The sequence below is a fragment of the Streptomyces sp. NPDC002793 genome, assembly GCF_040295485.1.
Taxonomy (GTDB): Bacteria; Actinomycetota; Actinomycetes; order Streptomycetales; family Streptomycetaceae; genus Streptomyces.
On record NZ_JBEOVL010000018.1, the window covers coordinates 111097 to 129735 of the forward strand.

17 protein-coding genes are annotated in these 18639 nt (G+C 70.3%); 7 read left to right on the top strand and 10 right to left on the bottom strand.

Features of this window, described 5'->3' with window-relative positions; genetic code table 11:
* Positions 1 to 15 precede the first annotated feature (15 nt).
* The 6 genes from ABT001_RS19670 to ABT001_RS19695 form a co-directional block, all read right to left on the bottom strand.
* The gene (locus ABT001_RS19670; RefSeq protein WP_351278951.1) at positions 16 to 771 is read right to left on the bottom strand and encodes an SDR family oxidoreductase; all 756 of its coding nucleotides are present in this window, start codon (positions 769 to 771) and stop codon (positions 16 to 18) included.
* A gap of 4 nt (positions 772 to 775) precedes the next feature.
* Positions 776 to 2569, bottom strand: a complete 1794-nt coding sequence (locus tag ABT001_RS19675; protein ID WP_351278954.1) for a glycoside hydrolase family 15 protein — start codon at positions 2567 to 2569, stop codon at positions 776 to 778.
* A gap of 34 nt (positions 2570 to 2603) precedes the next feature.
* Positions 2604 to 3398 carry an SURF1 family cytochrome oxidase biogenesis protein gene (locus ABT001_RS19680; protein ID WP_351278957.1) on the bottom strand — a complete coding sequence of 265 codons (795 nt, stop codon included), beginning with the start codon at positions 3396 to 3398 and terminating at the stop codon, positions 2604 to 2606.
* A gap of 68 nt (positions 3399 to 3466) precedes the next feature.
* Positions 3467 to 3700, bottom strand: a complete 234-nt coding sequence (locus tag ABT001_RS19685) for a metallothionein (protein ID WP_351278959.1) — start codon at positions 3698 to 3700, stop codon at positions 3467 to 3469.
* Between the two features lie 63 nt (positions 3701 to 3763).
* Positions 3764 to 4777: a DEDDh family exonuclease gene (locus ABT001_RS19690; protein ID WP_351278961.1), complete on the bottom strand. Its 1014-nt coding sequence runs from the start codon at positions 4775 to 4777 to the stop codon at positions 3764 to 3766.
* A 176-nt stretch (positions 4778 to 4953) separates the two neighbouring features.
* Entirely contained in the window at positions 4954 to 8049 is a 3096-nt protein-coding gene (locus ABT001_RS19695) for an NACHT domain-containing protein (RefSeq protein WP_351278964.1), read from the bottom strand.
* Between the two features lie 150 nt (positions 8050 to 8199).
* Here ABT001_RS19695 and ABT001_RS19700 point away from each other — a divergent pair, with 150 nt between their 5' ends.
* The 3 genes from ABT001_RS19700 to ABT001_RS19710 are packed head-to-tail and all read left to right on the top strand — an operon-like array spanning position 8200 to position 10823.
* Positions 8200 to 9081, top strand: a complete 882-nt coding sequence (locus ABT001_RS19700; RefSeq protein WP_351278966.1) for a sterol desaturase family protein — start codon at positions 8200 to 8202, stop codon at positions 9079 to 9081.
* Positions 9078 to 9758 carry a lysoplasmalogenase gene (locus tag ABT001_RS19705; protein ID WP_351278969.1) on the top strand — a complete coding sequence of 227 codons (681 nt, stop codon included), beginning with the start codon at positions 9078 to 9080 and terminating at the stop codon, positions 9756 to 9758. Before ABT001_RS19700 ends, ABT001_RS19705 begins: the two co-directional genes overlap by 4 nt.
* A gap of 21 nt (positions 9759 to 9779) precedes the next feature.
* Complete coding sequence (locus ABT001_RS19710) at positions 9780 to 10823, top strand: zinc-dependent alcohol dehydrogenase family protein (protein ID WP_351278972.1); 1044 nt, start codon at positions 9780 to 9782, stop codon at positions 10821 to 10823.
* 98 nt (positions 10824 to 10921) lie between these two features.
* On the opposite strand, the gene ABT001_RS19715 is transcribed toward ABT001_RS19710, so the two are convergent.
* The gene (locus tag ABT001_RS19715; RefSeq protein ID WP_351278975.1) at positions 10922 to 12454 is read right to left on the bottom strand and encodes a S8 family peptidase; all 1533 of its coding nucleotides are present in this window, start codon (positions 12452 to 12454) and stop codon (positions 10922 to 10924) included.
* Between the two features lie 311 nt (positions 12455 to 12765).
* Here ABT001_RS19715 and ABT001_RS19720 point away from each other — a divergent pair, with 311 nt between their 5' ends.
* The 3 genes from ABT001_RS19720 (at position 12766) to moaA (ending at position 15914) form a co-directional block, all read left to right on the top strand.
* The gene (locus ABT001_RS19720; RefSeq protein WP_147962052.1) at positions 12766 to 13131 is read left to right on the top strand and encodes a DUF485 domain-containing protein; all 366 of its coding nucleotides are present in this window, start codon (positions 12766 to 12768) and stop codon (positions 13129 to 13131) included.
* Positions 13128 to 14768, top strand: a complete 1641-nt coding sequence (locus ABT001_RS19725) for a monocarboxylic acid transporter (protein ID WP_351278978.1) — start codon at positions 13128 to 13130, stop codon at positions 14766 to 14768. Before ABT001_RS19720 ends, ABT001_RS19725 begins: the two co-directional genes overlap by 4 nt.
* Before the next feature lie 156 nt (positions 14769 to 14924).
* Complete coding sequence (gene moaA, locus ABT001_RS19730; RefSeq protein WP_351278980.1) at positions 14925 to 15914, top strand: GTP 3',8-cyclase MoaA; 990 nt, start codon at positions 14925 to 14927, stop codon at positions 15912 to 15914.
* Here moaA and ABT001_RS19735 read toward each other — a convergent pair.
* Both ABT001_RS19735 and ABT001_RS19740 read right to left on the bottom strand, forming a co-directional pair.
* Entirely contained in the window at positions 15897 to 16145 is a 249-nt protein-coding gene (locus tag ABT001_RS19735) for a hypothetical protein (protein WP_351278982.1), read from the bottom strand. The two genes, moaA and ABT001_RS19735, sit on opposite strands and share 18 nt — an antisense overlap.
* A gap of 219 nt (positions 16146 to 16364) precedes the next feature.
* Positions 16365 to 16751 carry a DUF3099 domain-containing protein gene (locus ABT001_RS19740; RefSeq protein WP_351278985.1) on the bottom strand — a complete coding sequence of 129 codons (387 nt, stop codon included), beginning with the start codon at positions 16749 to 16751 and terminating at the stop codon, positions 16365 to 16367.
* A gap of 213 nt (positions 16752 to 16964) precedes the next feature.
* On the opposite strand from ABT001_RS19740, the gene ABT001_RS19745 reads away from it, so the two are divergent.
* Positions 16965 to 17249 carry a GlsB/YeaQ/YmgE family stress response membrane protein gene (locus ABT001_RS19745; RefSeq protein ID WP_351278987.1) on the top strand — a complete coding sequence of 95 codons (285 nt, stop codon included), beginning with the start codon at positions 16965 to 16967 and terminating at the stop codon, positions 17247 to 17249.
* A 112-nt stretch (positions 17250 to 17361) separates the two neighbouring features.
* Here ABT001_RS19745 and tyrS read toward each other — a convergent pair whose 3' ends face one another.
* The gene (tyrS, locus tag ABT001_RS19750) at positions 17362 to 18630 is read right to left on the bottom strand and encodes a tyrosine--tRNA ligase (RefSeq protein WP_351278989.1); all 1269 of its coding nucleotides are present in this window, start codon (positions 18628 to 18630) and stop codon (positions 17362 to 17364) included.
* Between the last annotated feature and the right edge of the window lie 9 nt (positions 18631 to 18639).

Sequence of the window (18639 nt, forward strand, 5' to 3'; positions counted from 1 at the left end):
CCCGTCGGCGGGCCGTCAGAACCCGTGCCGGGCACCGCCGTCGACAGGCACCATGATGCCGGTCAGATAGGAGGCGGCCGGGGAGAGCAGGAAGGCCGCGGTCTTCCCGAACTCCTCCGGGGTGCCGTAGCGGCGCAGCGGGATGTGCGCCTCGTTGGCCGTGCGGGACGCCTCGGCGTCGCCCGACAGGGCGTCGAGCTCGCGCACCCGGTCCGTGTCGATCCGGGACGGCAGCACCCCGACGACCCGGATGCCGCGCGGGCCCAGCTCGTCGGCGAGGGACTTGGCGAAGCCGGCGAGGCCCGGGCGCAGCCCGTTGGAGATCGTCAGACCGGCGATCGGCTCGTGTACCGATCCCGACAGGACGAAGCCGATGACACCGCCCTCACCGAGGGCCTCGGCCGCCGTGCGGGCCAGACGCACGGCGCCGAGGAAGACCGACTCGAAGGCCGCCTGCCACTGGTCGTCCGTGTTGTCGGCCAGGAAGCCCGGTGCCGGGCCGCCGACGCTGATGAGAATGCCGTCCAGCCGGCCGAAGCGTTCCTTCGCCGCGTCCACCAGCCGCCGGGCGGCCAGCGGGTCGGCGTTGTCCGCGGCGAGCCCGACCGCGTCGGGGCCCAGTTCGGCGGCGGCCTCGACTGCACCCTTCTCGTCACGGCCGGAGATGATCACCTTCGCTCCGTCGGCGGCGAGGGCGCGTGCGGTGGCGTTGCCCAGCCCGCGGGTCGCACCGGTGACGATGTAGACGCGGTCCTTCAGTCCAAGATCCATGGCCCTATCCTGCCAAGTCCTCCCGGGCGAGGTCGACCGCGCTGTTCACCAGACCGATGTGGCTGAACGCCTGCGGGTAGTTGCCGAGCTGGCGGCCCACGACAGGGTCGTACTCCTCGGCCAGCAGTCCCACGTCGTTGCGCAGGTCCAGCAGCCGGTCGAACAGCGCCTCCGCCTCGTCCCTCCGGCCCGTCCGCAGCAGGGCGTCGACGAGCCAGAACGAGCAGGCGAGGAACGCGCCCTCGTCGCCGGGGAGTCCGTCCACCGACACCCCCTCGGTGCTGTAGCGGCGGATCAGGCCGTCGTGGGCGAGTTCCTCGCGCACCGCGTCGACCGTCCCGATCACCCGGGGGTCGTCGGGCGGCAGGAAGCCGGTGCGCACGATGAGCAGGGTCGAGGCGTCGAGTTCCCGGGAGCCGTAGTACTGGGTGAAGGTGTTGCGCACGGGGTCGTAACCCTTGTCGCAGACCTCCGTGTGCACGGCGTCCCGCATCGCCCGCCACCGGTCGGCGTCGCCCGGCAGCTCCGGGTTCTCCTCCAGGGTGCGTACCGCGCGGTCGGCCGCGACCCAGGCCATCACCTTGGAGTGCACGAAGTGCCGGCGCTGCCCGCGGACCTCCCACAGGCCCTCGTCCGGCTCGCGCCAGGTGGATTCGAGGAAGCCGAGCAGACTGAGCTGCAGGTTCCAGGCGTGCGGCTTGTCGTCGAGCCCGGCCTCGCGGGCCACTCTGAGCGAGTCGATGACCTCTCCGTACACGTCGAGCTGGCGTTGCCGCACCGCCGCGTTGCCCGTGCGGACGGGCAGGGAGTTCTCGTAGCCGCTGAGCCACGGCAACTCCGTCTCGGGGAGTCTGCGCTCGCCCGCCAGCCCGTACATGATCTGGAGGTCGGCGGGGTCACCGGCCACGGCCCGCAGCAGCCAGTCCCGCCACGCGGCCGCCTCCTCCACGTACCCGCCGGAGATCATCGCGCCCAGGGTGAGCGTCGAGTCCCGCAGCCAGCAGTAGCGGTAGTCCCAGTTCCGTACGCCCCCGATCTCCTCCGGCAGCGAGGTCGTGAGGGCCGCCACGATCCCGCCGGTGGGGGCGTAGGTGAGAGCCTTCAGAGTGATCAGGGAGCGGAGCACCGCCTCCCGGTGCCTGCCACGGTAGGTGCACCGGGCCGACCACTTCGCCCAGTCGGCGAGGGTGTGCCGCAGGGATCTGTGAGGGTCGATCAGTTTCGGGCGGGGGGAGTGCGAGGGGTGCCAGGTGAAGACGAACGCCACGGACTCGCCCTCGGCGACGGTGAAGGAGGAGCACGTGCTGAACTGCTGCCCCCACGTCTTGACCGGTGGCTCGCTGCGCAGCCAGACGGAGTCGGGGCCCGCGACGGCCACCCGGTGACCGTGCGAGCGGCGCATCCACGGGACCACGGAGCCGAAGTCGAACCGGAGCCGCAGGACGGAGCTCATGTCGACACTGCCGCTGACCCCCTCGACGATCCGCATGATGTCGGGGGCCTTGTCGCGCTGGGGCATGAAGTCGATGACCTTGACGGTCCCGGTCCTGGTCTCCCAGAAGGTCTCCAGGACCAGGGAGTCGGCCACGTAGGCGCGCCGGGTGCAGGTGTCCGTGCTGTCCGTGCCCTGGGGGGCGATGCGCCAGTGGCCGTTCTCCTCGTCACCGAGCAGGGCCGCGAAGCAGGCGCCCGAGTCGAAGCGGGGCAGGCACAGCCAGTCGATGGAACCGTTCCTGCCGACCAGGGCGGCCGTCTGGAGATCGCCGATGACGGCGTAGTCCTCGATGAGTGGGGTCACGCAGTGCCGTCTTCCCGGACCCGGGCCCCACCAATCAGGTGGTGGCCGGCTCCGGCTGCCGCGTGGTCTCGGCGTCCTCGGCGTCCTGTTCGCGGTCGCGCTTCTCACGGCGTACGAGAATGACCCAGCCGACCGGGACCCCGGCGGCGAAGAGCCACCACTGGACGGCGTACGCCATGTGGGGACCGATGGAGCCGTCGTCGGGGGCGGCGATCGTCTCGGGGCTGTCGTCGGCGGGTTCCGGGTCGGTCAGTTCGAGGTATCCGCCCAGCACCGGACGCCCGATCAGCTCTGCCTGCTGGGAGCTGTTCATCAGCATCACCTGGCGGTCCGGCAGCCCCGCGAGGTCCTTGATGCCGCTGGTGCCCGTCGTCTCGTCGGCCTTGAGCCGGCCCGTGACGGTGACCTCGCCGCTCGGCGGGGCGGGGACCTCGGGGAAGGACTGCTGGTCGGCAGCGGCCGGCACCCAGCCGCGGTTGACCAGGACGGTGCCGCCGCCCTTGAGGTCCAGGGGCGTCAGGACCAGCACGCCGATGCGCTCGTCCTGGGAGGTGCGGCGGCGTACGACCACCTCGTGCTCCGTGTCGAACGTCCCGGTGGCCGTCACGGCACGCCAGTAGTCGGAGCGGGGGACCGTGTGTCCGGGAGAGGTGAGACGGGTGACGGGGACCGGGTCCGCGTCGAGGTTCCGTGTGATCAGCGCGTTCTGCTCGACCCGGTGTTCATGCCGGTGGAACTGCCAGAAACCCAGCTCCACCATCGTGGGAATCATGGCGAGGACGAGGAGGGTGAGAATCACCCACTGCCGGGTCAACAGGAAGCGGTACACCCCATGACCGTACAACCGGGGTCATGGGGTGCGGCACGGAGGGTCCCCCGTGCGGGCGGGAGACCCCGTCATACTTTGTCCACGATGCCCGCCCTTCCCTCGGCGCGGGCGCAGTGGCCGCCGCAGTACCAGTGGCCGTCGGCCTCGACACCCTGGCCGATGACCTGGACCCGGCAGTGCTCACAGATGGGCGCCATGCGGTGAATGGCGCACGAGAAGCAGTCGAAGACATGGATCGCGCCCTGCGCGTGGACCTCGAAGGACATCCCGTAGTCGTTTCCGCAAACCTCACAACGTGCCATGCGCCACAGGGTGGGACGCGGGGAGGCGGCGGGCGAGCCGGCGCGGGGCGAGTCGCCGCCGGTTCACTCCGATGACGGTGACGGCTTCGGCACGGCGACCGTCCTGGCCGGTGCCACGTCCCTCAGCAGATGGGTGAAGGCGCTCTCCTCCAGGATCGGGGTGCCGAAGGACTTCGCCTTCACCGTCTTGGACGTGGCCGAGTCGGGGTCGTTGGTGACGAGCAGGCTCGTGAGCCGCGACACGCTGGTCGCCACGTGCAGGCCGGCCTCCACGGCGCGGTCCTCCAGGAGTTCCCGCTCGATCGAGGTGTCCCCGGAGAAGGCCACCCGCATGCCCTGCATGAGAGGTTTGTCCGACTCGTAGCGCCCGGGGTTGAGGTACGGGCACGCGGGCCGCTTGCGGGAGGGACGCCAGCTGCCCTGGCCCTGACCCTGCGACGGCCGGTATCCGGTGCGCGGGGTGACCGGGGAGTCGTACCACTCCGTCAGCGGCCGGCACTCCAGCAGCGGCAGCCGCACCCCGCTGCCGGCGGCCGCGTGCAGACTCGGCCGGAAGGCCTCGGCCAGCACCCGCGCGTCGTCCAGGGCGTGGTGCGCGTGCTGCTGGACCACGCCGAAGTGCGCGGCCAGTGACTCCAGCTTGTGGTTGGGCAGGGGGAGCCGCAGTTCCTTGGCGAGCGCGATGGTGCACAGCCGCTGTTCCACGGGCGCGGTGACCGCCGCCCGCGCGTACTCCCGGGCGATCATCGACCAGTCGAACGCGGCGTTGTGCGCGACGAGCACCCGTCCGGCAAGCCGCTCGGACAACTGTGCGGCAACCTCCGGGAAGAGCGGCGCACCCTCCAGGACCTCGCTGGTCAGCCCGTGGATCCAGACCGGACCGGGATCCCGCTCGGGGTTCACCAGCGTGTACCAGTGGTCCTCGACCTCACCTCTCGCGTCCAGCCGGTACACGGCAGCGGACACTATCCGGTCGTCGCGGGCGAGTCCGGTGGTCTCCACGTCGACGACCGCGTACCCCTGGGGATACGCGGCCGGCCACGGCGCTGCGGTCTGACGGTCGTCGAGCATGGTCACAGAGAATACGGGCCGGGACCGACAGCGACCTATCCGGGCGTCCTCCTCCGTGAACCCGGAGCGGGTGCCGAGCGGTTGCCCATGGCTGCGGAAGCGTGGGCCCGGGAGAACGGTGCCCGTGGCGGTGGCCCAGGGTGTTGGGGTGTTGCTGGGGCAGCGGCGGTGTCAGGACGGTCTTAATCGTTGTGCACGATCCGTTCGGGCGGGAAGAGCTCGACGCCGGTGGATCGTGTCCCGAATCCGATGTGGACGGTGAGCCCTTCGAGCCCTGCCAGAGGTGCGAGATCCAGAGGATCGTCGTCGGGCTGTCCGTACAGATACAGGTGTGTCAGGGCCTCCAGCTCCCGCAGAGGCGCAAGACCGGTCGGTAGGCGGCAACGATTGAGGATCAGGGTGCGCAGCCCGGCGTAGCCGGCGAGGGCCCCCAGATCCGGGAGGACCTGCCAGCCGAGCACGAGGCGGTTGAGGTTGTGCAGGAGTGGGCTGTTCGTCACCTGGGGCAGGTGTCGACGGTCGTACAGACCGAGTTCCTCCAGGCCTGGCCATCGTTCCAGGCCCTCCAGGCTCATGTCCCCGGTTTCCCTGGACAGGGTGAGAGAGCTGAGGTGAGGGCTGAGGGCGAGCTCGCCGATGCTGTCGACGGGGAAACGGTGACCCAGGTTGAGGTAGCGAATGTCCGTGAGCTGCTCCAGCTGATGGCTCGGGACGTCGGGATGCAGTTGCACCAGCGAGAGCCAGGTCAGCGGGAGCTCCGAGAGCGGACTCAGATCGCGGACGTCGGGGCACATGCTGAGACCCACTTCGGTGAGTGAGCGCATCGAGGCCATGGGGGCGATGTCGGTCAGTGACCTGTTGTCGTAGACGAAGAGCTTCTTCAGCCCGTGGCGGGAGACCAGCGGAGAGAGATCCTTGTGGTCGCCCTGCAGCCGGATCGCCTCGGCGTCGGGCACGTGTCGCAGGGCCGCCATCTGGCCTGCGTCGGCCACGGACAGGTGGACGTCGTCCCAGGTCCGGGGCGCGAGAATCTCCCGGGCGTAGAGCTCGGTGTCGAAGGAGCTCCATGCGTGGCTCAGTTGCGCGGACACCGCATCCCGGTCGTCGTCCCGGTAGCGTGTGACCAGCTCGTACGCGGCGTCCCCGCCGACCAGGGCCGCTGTACGTACGGCCCAGCCCGCAGCTCCCCTGCTCGCCCCCTCCTCCGGCCCCGGCAGCAGTTCGAGGACCAGTTCGCCGACCCCGGCCAGCTCCTCCGCCTCCGCCCAGGAGCGGGGCGGCAGCAGGTCCGACGTCTGGTGCTGCACCTCGGCCCGCACGGCCGGATCCAGCTCCGGTGCGTGTTCGAGGCTCGCCGTGGCCAGCAGCACCAGCCGGTTCCGGTGTTTGCGGGCACGGTCCGCCCGCTTCAGCAACTGGCGGAGCAGCCGGGCCCGTTCGTCGGCGCGGGCATGGCCCACCGCCATCTGGATCACGTCGTGCCACTGGTCGTCATGCGCGTGCTGGACCAGCACACCGAAGTCGCGGGACTCCACGGCGGCCTTCGCGCCGAGGTAGTCCTGGAACGTCCGGTGCACGAAACCCACTGCTCCAGGGGTGGGTTCGCAGAGCAGACCGCTCCTGATCAGCAGGTGGGAGAAGACCTCCTCTGCCGTGCCCCGGACCTGTGGCATCGCTGTCATCCACTCGGCCACCATGGACGTGGCCTCGTCGCGGTCCGCCTCCGCCTGGCCGTTGCGGATCAGCCAGTACGCCAGCCGTTGCAGCAGCGCCGTCTGCTCCTCCCGGGTCAGGTCGACGCCCTCGACCCCGACGATCTCGCGCTCTGTGTCACGCCGCACGAGCAGCATGTCCAGCGCGGCGTCGTAGAGCTCCTTCCGGGCACGGGGCAACTGCATCCGGCGGTCCCGGTTCAGCGCGCAGAGCAGCGCGCACATCAACGGGTTCGTGGCGAGCCGTCCCAGGTCGGGGCGGGTCGTCACGGCCCGGCGCAACGAGGTCTCGTACACATCGAGCTGTCCGCGCAGCTCATCGGACCCGCACTCGGACCGGGCGGTCTCGTGCCAGTGACCGACGAAAGCGTGGATGTCCTTCCTGTCCATCGCCAGCAGGGAATGCGTCTCGAAGCCGGAGCCGGACAGCCAGTTCTCGGGGACGGCAGACGGCCGGGTCGTCACCACGTAGCGGGACCTCGGGTAGGCCGCGATCAGGTCCTTCAGCCACTTCTCGGTGCGCTGACGAAGGCGCGTCGGGACCTCGTCGACTCCGTCCACCAGCACCAGGCCCCGGCCCTCGGACAGCAGGCCGTCCACCCAGCCCGCCGGTGCCGCGCCGTGCAACGGGATACCGGCCGCCCGCAGGAACTCCTCGGGCGTGGGCAGCGTCCCGAGCGAGGTGAAGGCACGCAGCCGCAGGACGAAGGGCACACAGCGGTTCCAGGTCCCGAGGTCGCTGCCGAAGGTGCGGCGTGCCGTGTTCAGAGCCAGCCACTGGACGAGCGTGCTCTTGCCCGAGCCCGCCGGGCCTCGGAGCAGTAGCCGCTCCGCGCCGGCCAGCGCCTGTTCCACGGAGGCCGTGACTGTGGCGGTGTGCTCCAGCCCGTCCTGCCCGGGAGTGCCACCGCTCACGCTCAGACTGATGTAGGCCGTCTCCAGTGGCCATTCGCTCGCCGACCGCCCGAGCGTCAGGCCGAACAGCCCCATCCGGCTGTTCGCCGTGGCCATGAAGTCGGCGTACCGCTGCTCGAAGGCGAGCGCCGCGGCGTCCGGCCGCGGGCCGACCCGGACGCGTACGTCCTCCACCAGTTCCCGCGTGCGGGCCCCCGCCCGGGTCTGCTCCACAGCCGCACGCGCCGCGAACGACGGATGGGCGGTGAACTGCTCCAGTACGTGGGCACAGCACCGGCGCAGCAGCTCGCCGTACAGCTCCGCCGCTCGGCGGGAAAGGCCTGCGGCCGGATCAGCGAGCTCCGAGTGCAGCCGCCCCTCGTCCAGATCGAGCGCGAAGAGCCGCTCGGCGGTCAGCTCGCCCGTCCTGGCGAAGGTGTCAGCCACGGAGTCCAGGGCGGCCAGGCGCTCGTGCTCGGGCAGGTCCGCGAAGCGCTCGGTGAGCCGGCCGCCGAGGACCTCCACCAGCCGGTCCGGCTTCGCGGGGCGGGGGAGCGGCCGGACAGGATCAGGGACCAGCCCCGCGCCTGGCCTGGGGGTCAGCAATGACTTGGCGACACTTCCGATGACCGTGGTGGCCAGACGGATCAACGCGACTTCCGTACCGCTCACATGCGTTCCTCCCCCTTGACGGTGCGCATGCCGAAAATCCTACGACGAAGGAGTTGGCGGAACCCGCCAACTACTGATGACGTCACGTCTCACATACTTGTCGGTAACAACGTCTATGCCCGGCACCCCCGGCGGCCCTACGGTGCTCGCATGGAGCCGAACCTGCCCGATGTCGTGCTGTGGTCGATCCCGGCCTTCGTCCTGCTCACCGTCGTCGAAATGGCGGCCCACCGGCTCCATCCCGACGAGGAGGCCGCCGGATACGACGCCAGGGACGCCGCCACCAGCGTCACGATGGGGATCGGAAGCCTCGTCTTCGACCTGCTGTGGAAGATACCCATCGTCGCGATCTACGCGGCCGTGTACGAGCTGACCCCGCTGCGCGTCCCCGTCCTGTGGTGGACGATCCCGCTGATGCTGCTCGCCCAGGACTTCTTCTACTACTGGTCCCACCGGGGGCACCACGTCGTCCGGATCCTCTGGGCCTGCCACGTGGTCCACCACTCCAGCCGGAAGTTCAACCTCACGACGGCACTGCGCCAGCCCTGGACCTCGCTGACCGTCTGGCCGTTCTACGTCCCGCTCATCGCCTGCGGGGTCCACCCGGCGGCCCTCGCCTTCTGCTCGTCGGCGAACCTCGTCTACCAGTTCTGGGTGCACACCGAGCGGGTCGGTACGCTTCCCCGGCCCTTCGAGTACGTCCTCAACACGCCCTCCCACCACCGGGTGCACCATGCCTCGCAAGGTGGCTACCTCGACCGGAACTTCGGCGGGATCCTCATCGTCTGGGACCGGCTCTTCGGTTCCTTCACCGCCGAGACCGAGCGTCCCGTCTTCGGCCTCACCAAGAACATCGCCACCCACAACCCGTTCCGCGTCGCCACCCACGAGTACGCCGCCATCGCCCGCGACGTGCGGGCCGCTACGACCTGGGGCGAGCGGGCCGGCCGGGTCTTCCGGGGGCCGGGCTGGCAGCCGGCCGTCGCGACCCCCGCCGAGCAGCCGCACCTGGCCGCCGAGCGCACCGGATGACGGCCCGCGCCGGTGCGCCCCGGCTCGTACGCCCGCTGCTCGTCGCCTTCCTCGTCGTGGCCGCCGTCGACCTGGCCGGGCTCCTGGCCGGGGTGCAGACGGCCCACCTCGTCGCCAAGCCGCTGCTGATGCCCCTGCTCGCAGCCTGCGTGGCGGTGCGGGGCGGGCCCGGGCTGCTCGTCGTCGCGCTGCTGTGCGGCTGGGGCGGCGACGTGCTGCTGATGCCCGACTCGGAGGTCGCGTTCCTCGCCGGGATGGGCTGCTTCGCCGCGGGCCACGTCTGCTACCTCCTGCTCTTCGGCCGCGCCGGGCTCAGGCCGGTCACAGGCCTCGCGTACGCCGCCGTCCTCGTGGCCTTCCTGGTGTTCCTGTGGCCCGGCCTGCCGGGAGACCTGCGGATCCCGCTGACCGGATACGGCCTGCTGCTCTCGGCCATGGCCTGGCGTGCGGGCGCCCTCGGCCGGTGCGCGGCGATCGGCGGCGCACTCTTCCTGCTCTCCGACGCGCTCATCGCCACCGGCATCGCCGACCGGCCGCAGCTCCCTGCCCATGACTTCTGGATCATGCTGACCTATCTGGCGGCGCAGTACCTGCTCACGCGAGGGGCGCTCGGTGGACCGGTGGATTCCACCGGCGCCGCCCCTGGCGCGTACCGTGAAAGGAGTATCAGAATCTGAGACGAGCGAGGACCCCCAGACATGCGCGCCACCGTGATCCGTGCCCCCCACGACATCCGTGTGGAGGAGGTGCCCGACGCCACGGTCCAGCAGCCCACCGACGTGGTCCTGCGGGTCCTGAGGGCCTGCATCTGCGGCAGTGACCTGTGGGCCTACCGAGGCGAATCGGTCCGGCAGCCGGGGCAGCGCATCGGCCACGAATTCCTCGGGGTCGTCGAGGAGGCCGGTCCCGAGGTCAACGGCTTCGCCGTCGGCGATCTCGTCGTCGCCCCCTTCGTCTGGTCCGACGGCACCTGCACGTACTGCGCCGAAGGGCTCACCACCTCCTGCCCCCGGGGCGGCTTCTGGGGATCGGCCGGCTCCGACGGAGGCCAGGGTGAGGCCGTCCGCGTCCCGTTCGCCGACGGCACCCTGGTCAAGCTCCCGTCGGCGGCCGCGTCCGACGACCGGCTGCTCACCGCGCTCCTGGCGCTCTCCGACGTCCTGGGCACCGGACACCACGCGGCGATCGGCGCGGGGGTGAGGCCGGGCAGCACCGTCGCGGTCGTCGGTGACGGCGCGGTCGGCCTGTGCGGTGTCCTGGCGGCCAAGCGGCTCGGCGCCGAGCGGATCATCGCACTGGGCCGCCATCAGGACCGTACCGACATCGCCCGCGCCTTCGGTGCCACGGACGTCGTCGCCGGGCGCGGCGAGGAGGCACTCGCGGCCGTACGGGAGCTGACGCGGGGTGAGGGAACCCACGGGGTGATCGAGGCCGTCGGCACGGAGCAGTCGATGCGCACGGCCCTGGGCATCGTCCGGGACGGCGGTTCCGTCGGATACGTCGGGGTCCCGCACGGCAGCGGCACCGGCGTCGACCTCGGTGTGATGTTCGGCCGGAACATCTCGCTGCGGGGCGGCGTCGCCCCCGTGCGTACGTACATCCCGGAACTGCTCCCCGACGTGCTGGACGGCACGATCGACCCGTCGCCGGTCTTCGACCTCTCGGTCGGGCTGGACGGGGTGCCGGGCGGTTACAAGGCGATGGACGAGCGCACCGCGCTCAAGGTCCTCATCAAGCCGTAACCCTCACTCCCGCACAGGGGAGGGGCCGGGGACAGCCCAGCCGTCCCCGGCCCCTCGTCCTGGCACACGGCCTCACCCGCGACAGCGCGGGGGAGGTGTCACCTGCGGACCGCGTCCAGCGCGTCCACGACACCGGCTCCGTAGAAGCCGTTGTACCGCGTGCCGCCCTCGCAGACCGCGTCGACGGTGCCGTCACCGTCGATGTCGTACGGCGCCCCGCACGCGGTGGCGTCGGCCTGGTGCGTCAGCAGCGCCTTCACCCCGGCGGCCGAGGCACGCGGGTGGGTCGACCTGATCAGGGCGGCGACACCCGCGACGTGCGGCGACGCCATCGACGTACCGGCCTTGTAGCCGAATCCGCCGCCGGGCAGCGTGGACAGGATCAGACCGTTGTCGGCCGGCGCCTCGGGCGCCTGGTAGCGCGTCGAGTCACCGCCAGGGGCGGCCACGTCGACGACTCCGAGACCGTAGTTCGAGTACGAGGACTTGAGGTTCTTCGCACCGGTCGCGGAGACCGTCACGACACCCGGCAGCATGGTCGGGATGTCGGGGCAGGCGCTCGGGTCGACCGTGCGCGTGACCGTCGTCGTGTCGTTGGGGCTCGTCGTGTCCTCGATGGCGTCGAGGGCGAGGTCGTGGTCGGAGTTGCCGGCCGCGGCGACGTTGACGACGCCCTTGCCCTCCGCGTAACGGGTGGCGCGGGTGACCGCCTCGACCAGGGCGCCCTGGTCCGGGTCGTTCTTGCAGTTGAACAGCCACGGGTCGGTGTAATAGCTGTTGTTGGTCACGTCGACACCGTGCTCGGCGGCCCAGACGAAGCCGCAGACGACTGCCTCGGCGTAGAAGAATCCGGCCGGCGTGGACACCTTGATGCCCGAGACCTTCACGCCGGGCGCGACGCCGGTGATCCCGGTACCGTTCTTCGCCGCGGCTATGGTGCCCGCGACGTGCGTGCCGTGGTCGCTCTCACCGGCGGCGGGCCGCCAGGCGCCGTCCGTGGTGTCCGGGGCACCGGACACGCAGTTCACCGAGGCGGCGCGGTCGAAGTTCGGGGCCAGGTCCGGGTGTGTGTCGTCCACGCCCGTGTCGATGACGGCGACCGTGACCTTGCTGCTGCCGAGCGACTTCTCGTGAGCCTTGTCCGCCTTGATGGCGGGCAGGTCCCACTGCAGGGGCTCCAGCGGGTCCTGGCCGGCCACCGCGTCCTCGGAGGCCGCCCGCGCCTGCGCGGCGGTCAGGGGCTGCTCGACGCCGATGTCCTTCGTCGCCTGCGGAACGATCGGGTTGGTGCGGGTGGCTCCGGCCGACTGCACGCCCTTGGCCTTGCGGATTGTCGCGCCGAAGTCCGGGTTCTTCGAGTGGACGACGATGACGCCGATCTTGTCGTACGACGTCACGACGGTCCCGCCGGCCGCGGATATGGCCTTCCGCACCTGCTTGACGGTGCCGTGACCCGCCCGCGTGTTCACCACGTACGACAGCTGGGGGCCGTCCGTGCGAACCGCCGCCGTCGGCGCGTCCGCGGGGGCGGCGGCAGCGGTCCCCGTCGGGAGGAAGCCGAGCGAGGCCGTGAGCGCGAGTCCGACGGGCAGCGTGAGTGCACGAGTCCGTCTGGATGCCAGATGAGCCATGGGTTCTCCACATCATCCGTGCCGGTGGAGCCGGACACAGGCGCGTCCGGTCCGGTACATGACCAGTGAAGCTATCGCTGATCTTCCCGACACATCAACGGATATGGGCAAGTGAGTTCGAGGTGTGACCTCGGGGAGTCGCGTCCGCATGACTCGGCCGGAGAAGACCGAACCTCGGTGAACCGCTTCGTCACGGTCTCCGTGCCGTTGCACAGGGAGTCGTGCATCCAGCCCCTGTCACCCCGCACCGCAGAGGACTCCCCGTGAAATCCACCGTTCCCACTACCGCACCCGCGTCGCGAGGAGAATCCGTGGCCACCGAAGCACCGCCGCCCCAGAGCCCTGAGGACGGCAGTCCCGTCCAGCCCACGACCGAAGCGTTCCTCGAGGCGCAGAACAGTGCGGAGTTCGCCGAGCTGCGCCGGTCGCACCGCTCGTTCGCCTTTCCGCTGACCGTCGGCTTCATCGCCTGGTACCTGCTGTACGTACTGCTGTCCAGCTATGCCGACGACTTCATGAGCAAGATCGTTTTCGCGAACTTCAACGTCGCCTTCGTGTTCGGCCTCGCCCAGTTCGCCACCACGTTCCTCATCGCCTGGTTCTACTCGCGCCACGCCACGAACAAGCTCGATCCGCAGGCGGCGGCCATCAAGTCCCGTCTGGAGGCCGACGCATGAGCGCCGGGTACACATCGCACACCGTGGTCCAGCTCGCCGCGTCGTCGTCGACGACCGAGCACCGGCCGCTGATCATCAGCCTCTTCGCGGTCTTCGTCGCGGCGACGCTGGCGATCACCGTCTGGGCCGGCCGGCAGACCAAGAGCGCGTCGGACTTCTATGCGGGCGGGCGGCAGTTCACCGCCTTCCAGAACGGCCTCGCCGTCTCCGGCGACTACATGTCGGCGGCGTCCTTCCTCGGGATCGCCGGTGCCATCGCACTCTTCGGCTACGACGGCTTCCTCTACTCCATCGGCTTCCTCGTCGCCTGGCTCGTCGCCCTGCTGCTCGTCGCCGAACCCCTGCGGAACTCGGGCCGCTACACCATGGGCGACGTCCTCGCCTACCGGATGCGGCAGAGGCCCGTACGCACCGCCGCGGGTGTCTCCACCATCGTCGTGTCGATCTTCTACCTGCTGGCCCAGATGGCGGGCGCGGGCGTCCTCGTCTCGCTGCTGCTCGGCATCACCAGCGACGCCGGAAAGATCCTCATCGTGGCGCTGGTCGGCGTCCTGATGATCGTCTACGTCACCATCGGCGGGATGAAGGGCACCACCTGGGTGCAGATGGTCAAGGCCGTGCTGCTGATCGCGGGCGCGCTGCTGATGACGTTCATGGTCCTCTGGAAGTTCGACTTCAACGTCTCCGACCTGCTGGGCACCGCAGCCGAGAAGAGCGGCCAGGGTGCCGCGTTCCTGGAACCGGGCCTCAAGTACGGCGTCACCGACATCTCGAAGCTGGACTTCATCTCCCTCGGCATCGCGCTCGTCCTGGGCACCGCCGGCCTGCCGCACATCCTGATCCGCTTCTACACCGTGCCGACCGCCAAGGCCGCCCGTAAGTCGGTCAACTGGGCCATCGGCATCATCGGTGCCTTCTACCTGATGACGATCGCCCTCGGCTTCGGCGCCGCGGCCCTGATCGGCCCGGAGGAGATCAAGGCCAAGAACCCGGCGGGCAACGCGGCGGCACCACAGCTCGCCGAATACCTCGGCGGAGTGGGCACCACGGGCGGCGCCATCATGCTCGCCGTCATCTCGGCCGTCGCCTTCGCCACGATCCTCGCCGTCGTCGCGGGCCTCACCCTCGCCTCCTCGTCCTCCTTCGCCCATGACATCTACGCCAACGTCATCCGGAAGGGGAAGGCCACGGAGAAGGAGGAGATGCGCGCCGCGAAGTGGGCCACCGTCGCCATCGGCGTCGTCTCCATCGCACTCGGCGCGATGGCCCGCGACCTGAACGTCGCGGGACTCGTGGCCCTGGCCTTCGCCGTCGCCGCGTCGGCCAACCTGCCCACCATCCTCTACAGCCTCTTCTGGAAGCGCTTCACCACTCAGGGCGCCCTCTGGTCCATCTACGGCGGTCTCGCCTCGTCCGTCTTCCTCGTGCTGTTCTCCCCGGTCGTCTCCGGCAAGGCCAGCTCGATGTTCCCGGGCGTCGACTTCGCCTGGTTCCCCCTGGAGAACCCCGGCCTCATCTCCATCCCGCTGGGCTTCCTGCTCGGCTGGGTCGGGTCGGTCATCTCCAAGGAGAAGCCGGACGAGGGCAAGTACGCCGAACTCGAGGTCAAGTCCCTCACCGGCACCGGGGCCCACTGACCCGTCCGCGGCGCCGCGGGGCCCCCTCGTAGAGACCTACGAGGGGGCCCCGCTCCACCTCGTGCCGACCGAGCCCCCTGGATGTCACCGGTCTCGCGTAGTCTCGGAGGAGTCAGACCGCGACCGCGCGGACATCACAGGGGGGAGGGGGCCACAGTGCTCATCGACACCTACGGCCGGGTCGCCACGGACCTGCGTGTTTCCCTGACCGACAAGTGCAATCTCCGCTGCACGTACTGCATGCCCGAAGAAGGCCTGCAGTGGCTCGCCAAGACCGAGCTGCTCAGCGACGACGAGATCGTCCGGCTCATCCGTATCGCCGTCACCGATCTCGGCATCACGGAGGTCCGTTTCACCGGCGGCGAGCCACTGCTGCGCCCCGGGCTCGTCTCCGTCGTCGAGCAGTGCGCCGCCCTGGAGCCCCGCCCCAGGATGTCGCTCACCACCAACGGCATCGGGCTCAAGCGCACCGCCGCAGCCCTGAAGGCGGCGGGCCTGGACCGGGTCAACGTATCCCTGGACACCCTGCGCCCCGACGTCTTCAAGACGCTCACCCGCCGCGACCGGCACAAGGACGTCCTGGAAGGACTCCAGGCCGCCCGCGAAGCGGGACTCACCCCGGTCAAGGTCAACTCCGTCCTCATGCCGGGACTCAACGAGGACGAGGCCCCCGACCTGCTCGCCTGGGCCGTCGACAACGCCTACGAGCTCCGCTTCATCGAGCAGATGCCGCTCGACGCACAGCACGGCTGGAAGCGCGACGGCATGATCACGGCAGGGGACATCCTCACCTCGCTGCGCACCCGCTTCACCCTCACCGCGGAAGGGGACGAGGAGCGCGGTTCCGCCCCCGCGGAGCGCTGGACCGTCGACGGCGGCCCGCACCGCGTCGGCGTCATCGCCTCCGTGACCAGGCCCTTCTGCGGCGCCTGCGACCGCACCCGGCTCACCGCCGACGGACAGGTCCGCACCTGCCTGTTCGCGCAGGAGGAGACGGACCTGCGCGGCGCACTGCGCTCCGGCGCACCGGACGAGGAGATCGCCAGGATCTGGAAGCTCGCGATGTGGGGCAAGAAGGCTGGCTCCGGACTCGACGAACCCACCTTCCTGCAGCCCGACCGCCCGATGTCAGCGATCGGTGGCTGAGGACTCCCACTCCTCCAGCGGCACGACGTCCTTCAGGAAGCCGCGCACACCGAGGAACGAGGAGAGGTGCTCCCGGTGCTCGTCGCAGGCCAGCCAGGTCTTGCGGCGCTCCGGCGTGTGCAGCTTCGGGTTGTTCCAGGCGAGCACCCACACGGCATCGGCACGGCAGCCCTTGGCGGAACAGACCGGTGCGCCGGTGGTGCTCTCGGCGGAGATGTCGAGGAGGTTCACGGCCTCAACCCTAAGCGCTCCCGTCCGGGACCTCTGCGGCGCATCCCCGCCGGAGAACGGCGACGCCGAGCAGCCACGGGGGGAGCTGCCCGGCGTCGGTCCGTCACTCCGACGGGGGATGCGGAGCGCACACGAAGTATGGCACGGGGGCCGGGCTCCGGTGCACCGGAACGGCACGATTGATCTGATGCTCTTCCGGAGCTTCACGGGCACTCCCGCTCAGCCCGCGGGGTGCGTACCGCCCCCGTGGCCGGTGGTCCCGGGCTCCGCGACGGGCTCCGGAGCGGGCTCGGCCGGCGCACCTGCGACGGGCGCGCCGAGAGCGGGCCGCGTGGGTGCGGGCACGAACGTCGAAGGGAGCGAAGGGGCGTTCTCCCGGCCGGCGTTGGCGATGACCACCGCGACATAAGGGAGCAGAACCCCCAACGCGAGCGCCACCACGGCCACATGCCTCTCGACGTTCCACAGAGTCGCGGCCAGGACCACGGCGACGGTGCGCACGGACATGGAGATGATGTAGCGGCGCTGCCTGCCACGCACATCGTCGGCAAGGCTCTGCCGGGCGCCCGTGATCCGGAAGACCTCCGTGCCGCTCTGCTTCCGCATAGTGATTCCACCACCAGATCTCTGTGCCGGACTTCCCCGGACGGCGCGGCTCCTACGGTACGCCCGGCGCCCGCCTCCTTCGAGGCCGGGGCGAGTCCCGTTCGAGCGGGTCCGGACCACGCTTCCCCGTACGGCCCTGTCCGGCATGCGCCGTACGTCCGTTGCGCCCAGACTGGGCGAACGTGCGCACACCGCGCCGCACGAGGAGGCGATATGAGCTGGTTGTGGGCAATCATCGTAGGTCTGATCCTGGGCCTGCTCGCACGGGCGATCCTGCCGGGGAAGCAGAGCATCCCCCTCTGGCTGACGGTGGTGTTCGGCATTCTGGGCAGCATCCTCGGCAATGCCGTCGCGACCTGGATCGGTGTCAACGACACTAAGGGGATCGACTGGATCCGCCACCTGCTGCAGCTGATCGGTGCCGTGGTCGTCGTCGGGGTAGGAGACATGCTCTGGCAGTCCATCCGGGGCAACCGGGGCAAGAGGCAGAGAACCTGATCCAGGGGCGACACCTGGGTGTGTGAGCAGCACCGCGGCCGGCCACGCGTCACGCGTGACCGGCCGCGGTGCTGTGCTCCCGGGGGTCGGCCGGGTGCGACGCTCTCCGGCGTCAGCCGGCCGTGACCTCGACGGCGGCCAGGTTCTTCTTGCCCCGGCGCAGGACCAGCCAGCGCCCGTGCAGCAGCTCCGCGAGCGCGGGAGCGCTCTCGCCGTCCGTGACCTTCGCGTTGTTCACGTAGGCCCCGCCCTCCTTGACCGTGCGGCGGGCGGCCGACTTGCTGGCGGACAGCCCGACCTCGACCAGGAGATCCACCACCGGGCCCAGCTCGGTGACCTGGGCGTGCGGCACCTCGGACAGGGCGGCGCCGAGCGTCGCCTCGTCCAGCTCGCCGAGCTCACCCTGGCCGAACAGTGCCTTCGACGCGGCGATGACCGCCGCGCACTGTGCCCCGCCGTGGACCAGCGTCGTCAGCTCCTCGGCCAGCGACCGCTGCGCCGAACGCGCCTGCGGGCGCTCCTGGGTGAGCTGCTCCAGCTCCTCGAGCTCCTCGCGGCTCTTGAAGCTCAGGATGCGCATGTACGTCGAGATGTCCCGGTCGTCCACATTTAGCCAGAACTGGTAGAACGCGTACGGCGTCGTCATCTCCGGGTCGAGCCAGACGGCCCCGCTCTCGGACTTGCCGAACTTGGTGCCGTCGGCCTTCACCATCAGCGGCGTGGCCAGCGCGTGCACGGCGGCCCCCGGCTCCAGGCGGTGGATCAGGTCGATCCCGGCCGTGAGGTTGCCCCACTGGTCGCTGCCGCCCTGCTGGAGGGTGCAGCCGTGGCGCCGGTACAGCTCCAGGAAGTCCATGCCCTGGAGGAGCTGGTAGCTGAACTCCGTGTAGCTGATGCCCTCCTGGGACTCCAGCCGACGGGCCACCGAGTCCTTGGTGAGCATCTTGTTGACCCGGAAGTGCTTGCCGATGTCCCGGAGGAACTCGATCGCGGACAGGCCCGCGGTCCAGTCCAGGTTGTTCACCATCGTGGCGGCGTTCGGGCCCTCGAAGGTGAGGAAGGGCTCGATCTGCCCACGCAGCCGCTGGACCCACGCGGCGATGGTCTCCGGGTCGTTCAGCGTGCGTTCCGCCGTCGGCCGCGGGTCACCGATCTGGCCGGTGGCCCCGCCGACCAGGGCGAGCGGCTTCAGCCCGGCGAGCTGGAGCCGGCGCATGGTGAGCACCTGCACCAGGTGGCCCACGTGCAGGCTCGCCGCCGTCGGGTCGAAGCCGCAATAGAAGGTGACCGGGCCGTCCGCGAGAGCCTTGCGCAATGCGTCCTCGTCGGTGGACTGGGCGAACAGCCCGCGCCACTTCAGCTCGTCGACGATGTCCGTCACGGTCGTTTC

Excerpts from the sequence above, each read along its gene's own strand:
- ABT001_RS19740 (WP_351278985.1), bottom strand. The coding sequence starts at position 16,751 with ATGCGGAAGCAGAGCGGCACGGAGGTCTTCCGGATCACGGGCGCCCGG.
- ABT001_RS19700 (WP_351278966.1), top strand. The coding sequence starts at position 8,200 with ATGGAGCCGAACCTGCCCGATGTCGTGCTGTGGTCGATCCCGGCCTTC.
- ABT001_RS19710 (WP_351278972.1), top strand. The coding sequence starts at position 9,780 with ATGCGCGCCACCGTGATCCGTGCCCCCCACGACATCCGTGTGGAGGAG.
- ABT001_RS19725 (WP_351278978.1), top strand. The coding sequence starts at position 13,128 with ATGAGCGCCGGGTACACATCGCACACCGTGGTCCAGCTCGCCGCGTCG.
- ABT001_RS19670 (WP_351278951.1), bottom strand. The coding sequence starts at position 771 with ATGGATCTTGGACTGAAGGACCGCGTCTACATCGTCACCGGTGCGACC.
- ABT001_RS19685 (WP_351278959.1), bottom strand. The coding sequence starts at position 3,700 with ATGGCACGTTGTGAGGTTTGCGGAAACGACTACGGGATGTCCTTCGAG.
- ABT001_RS19745 (WP_351278987.1), top strand. The coding sequence starts at position 16,965 with ATGAGCTGGTTGTGGGCAATCATCGTAGGTCTGATCCTGGGCCTGCTC.
- ABT001_RS19705 (WP_351278969.1), top strand. The coding sequence starts at position 9,078 with ATGACGGCCCGCGCCGGTGCGCCCCGGCTCGTACGCCCGCTGCTCGTC.
- ABT001_RS19715 (WP_351278975.1), bottom strand. The coding sequence starts at position 12,454 with ATGGCTCATCTGGCATCCAGACGGACTCGTGCACTCACGCTGCCCGTC.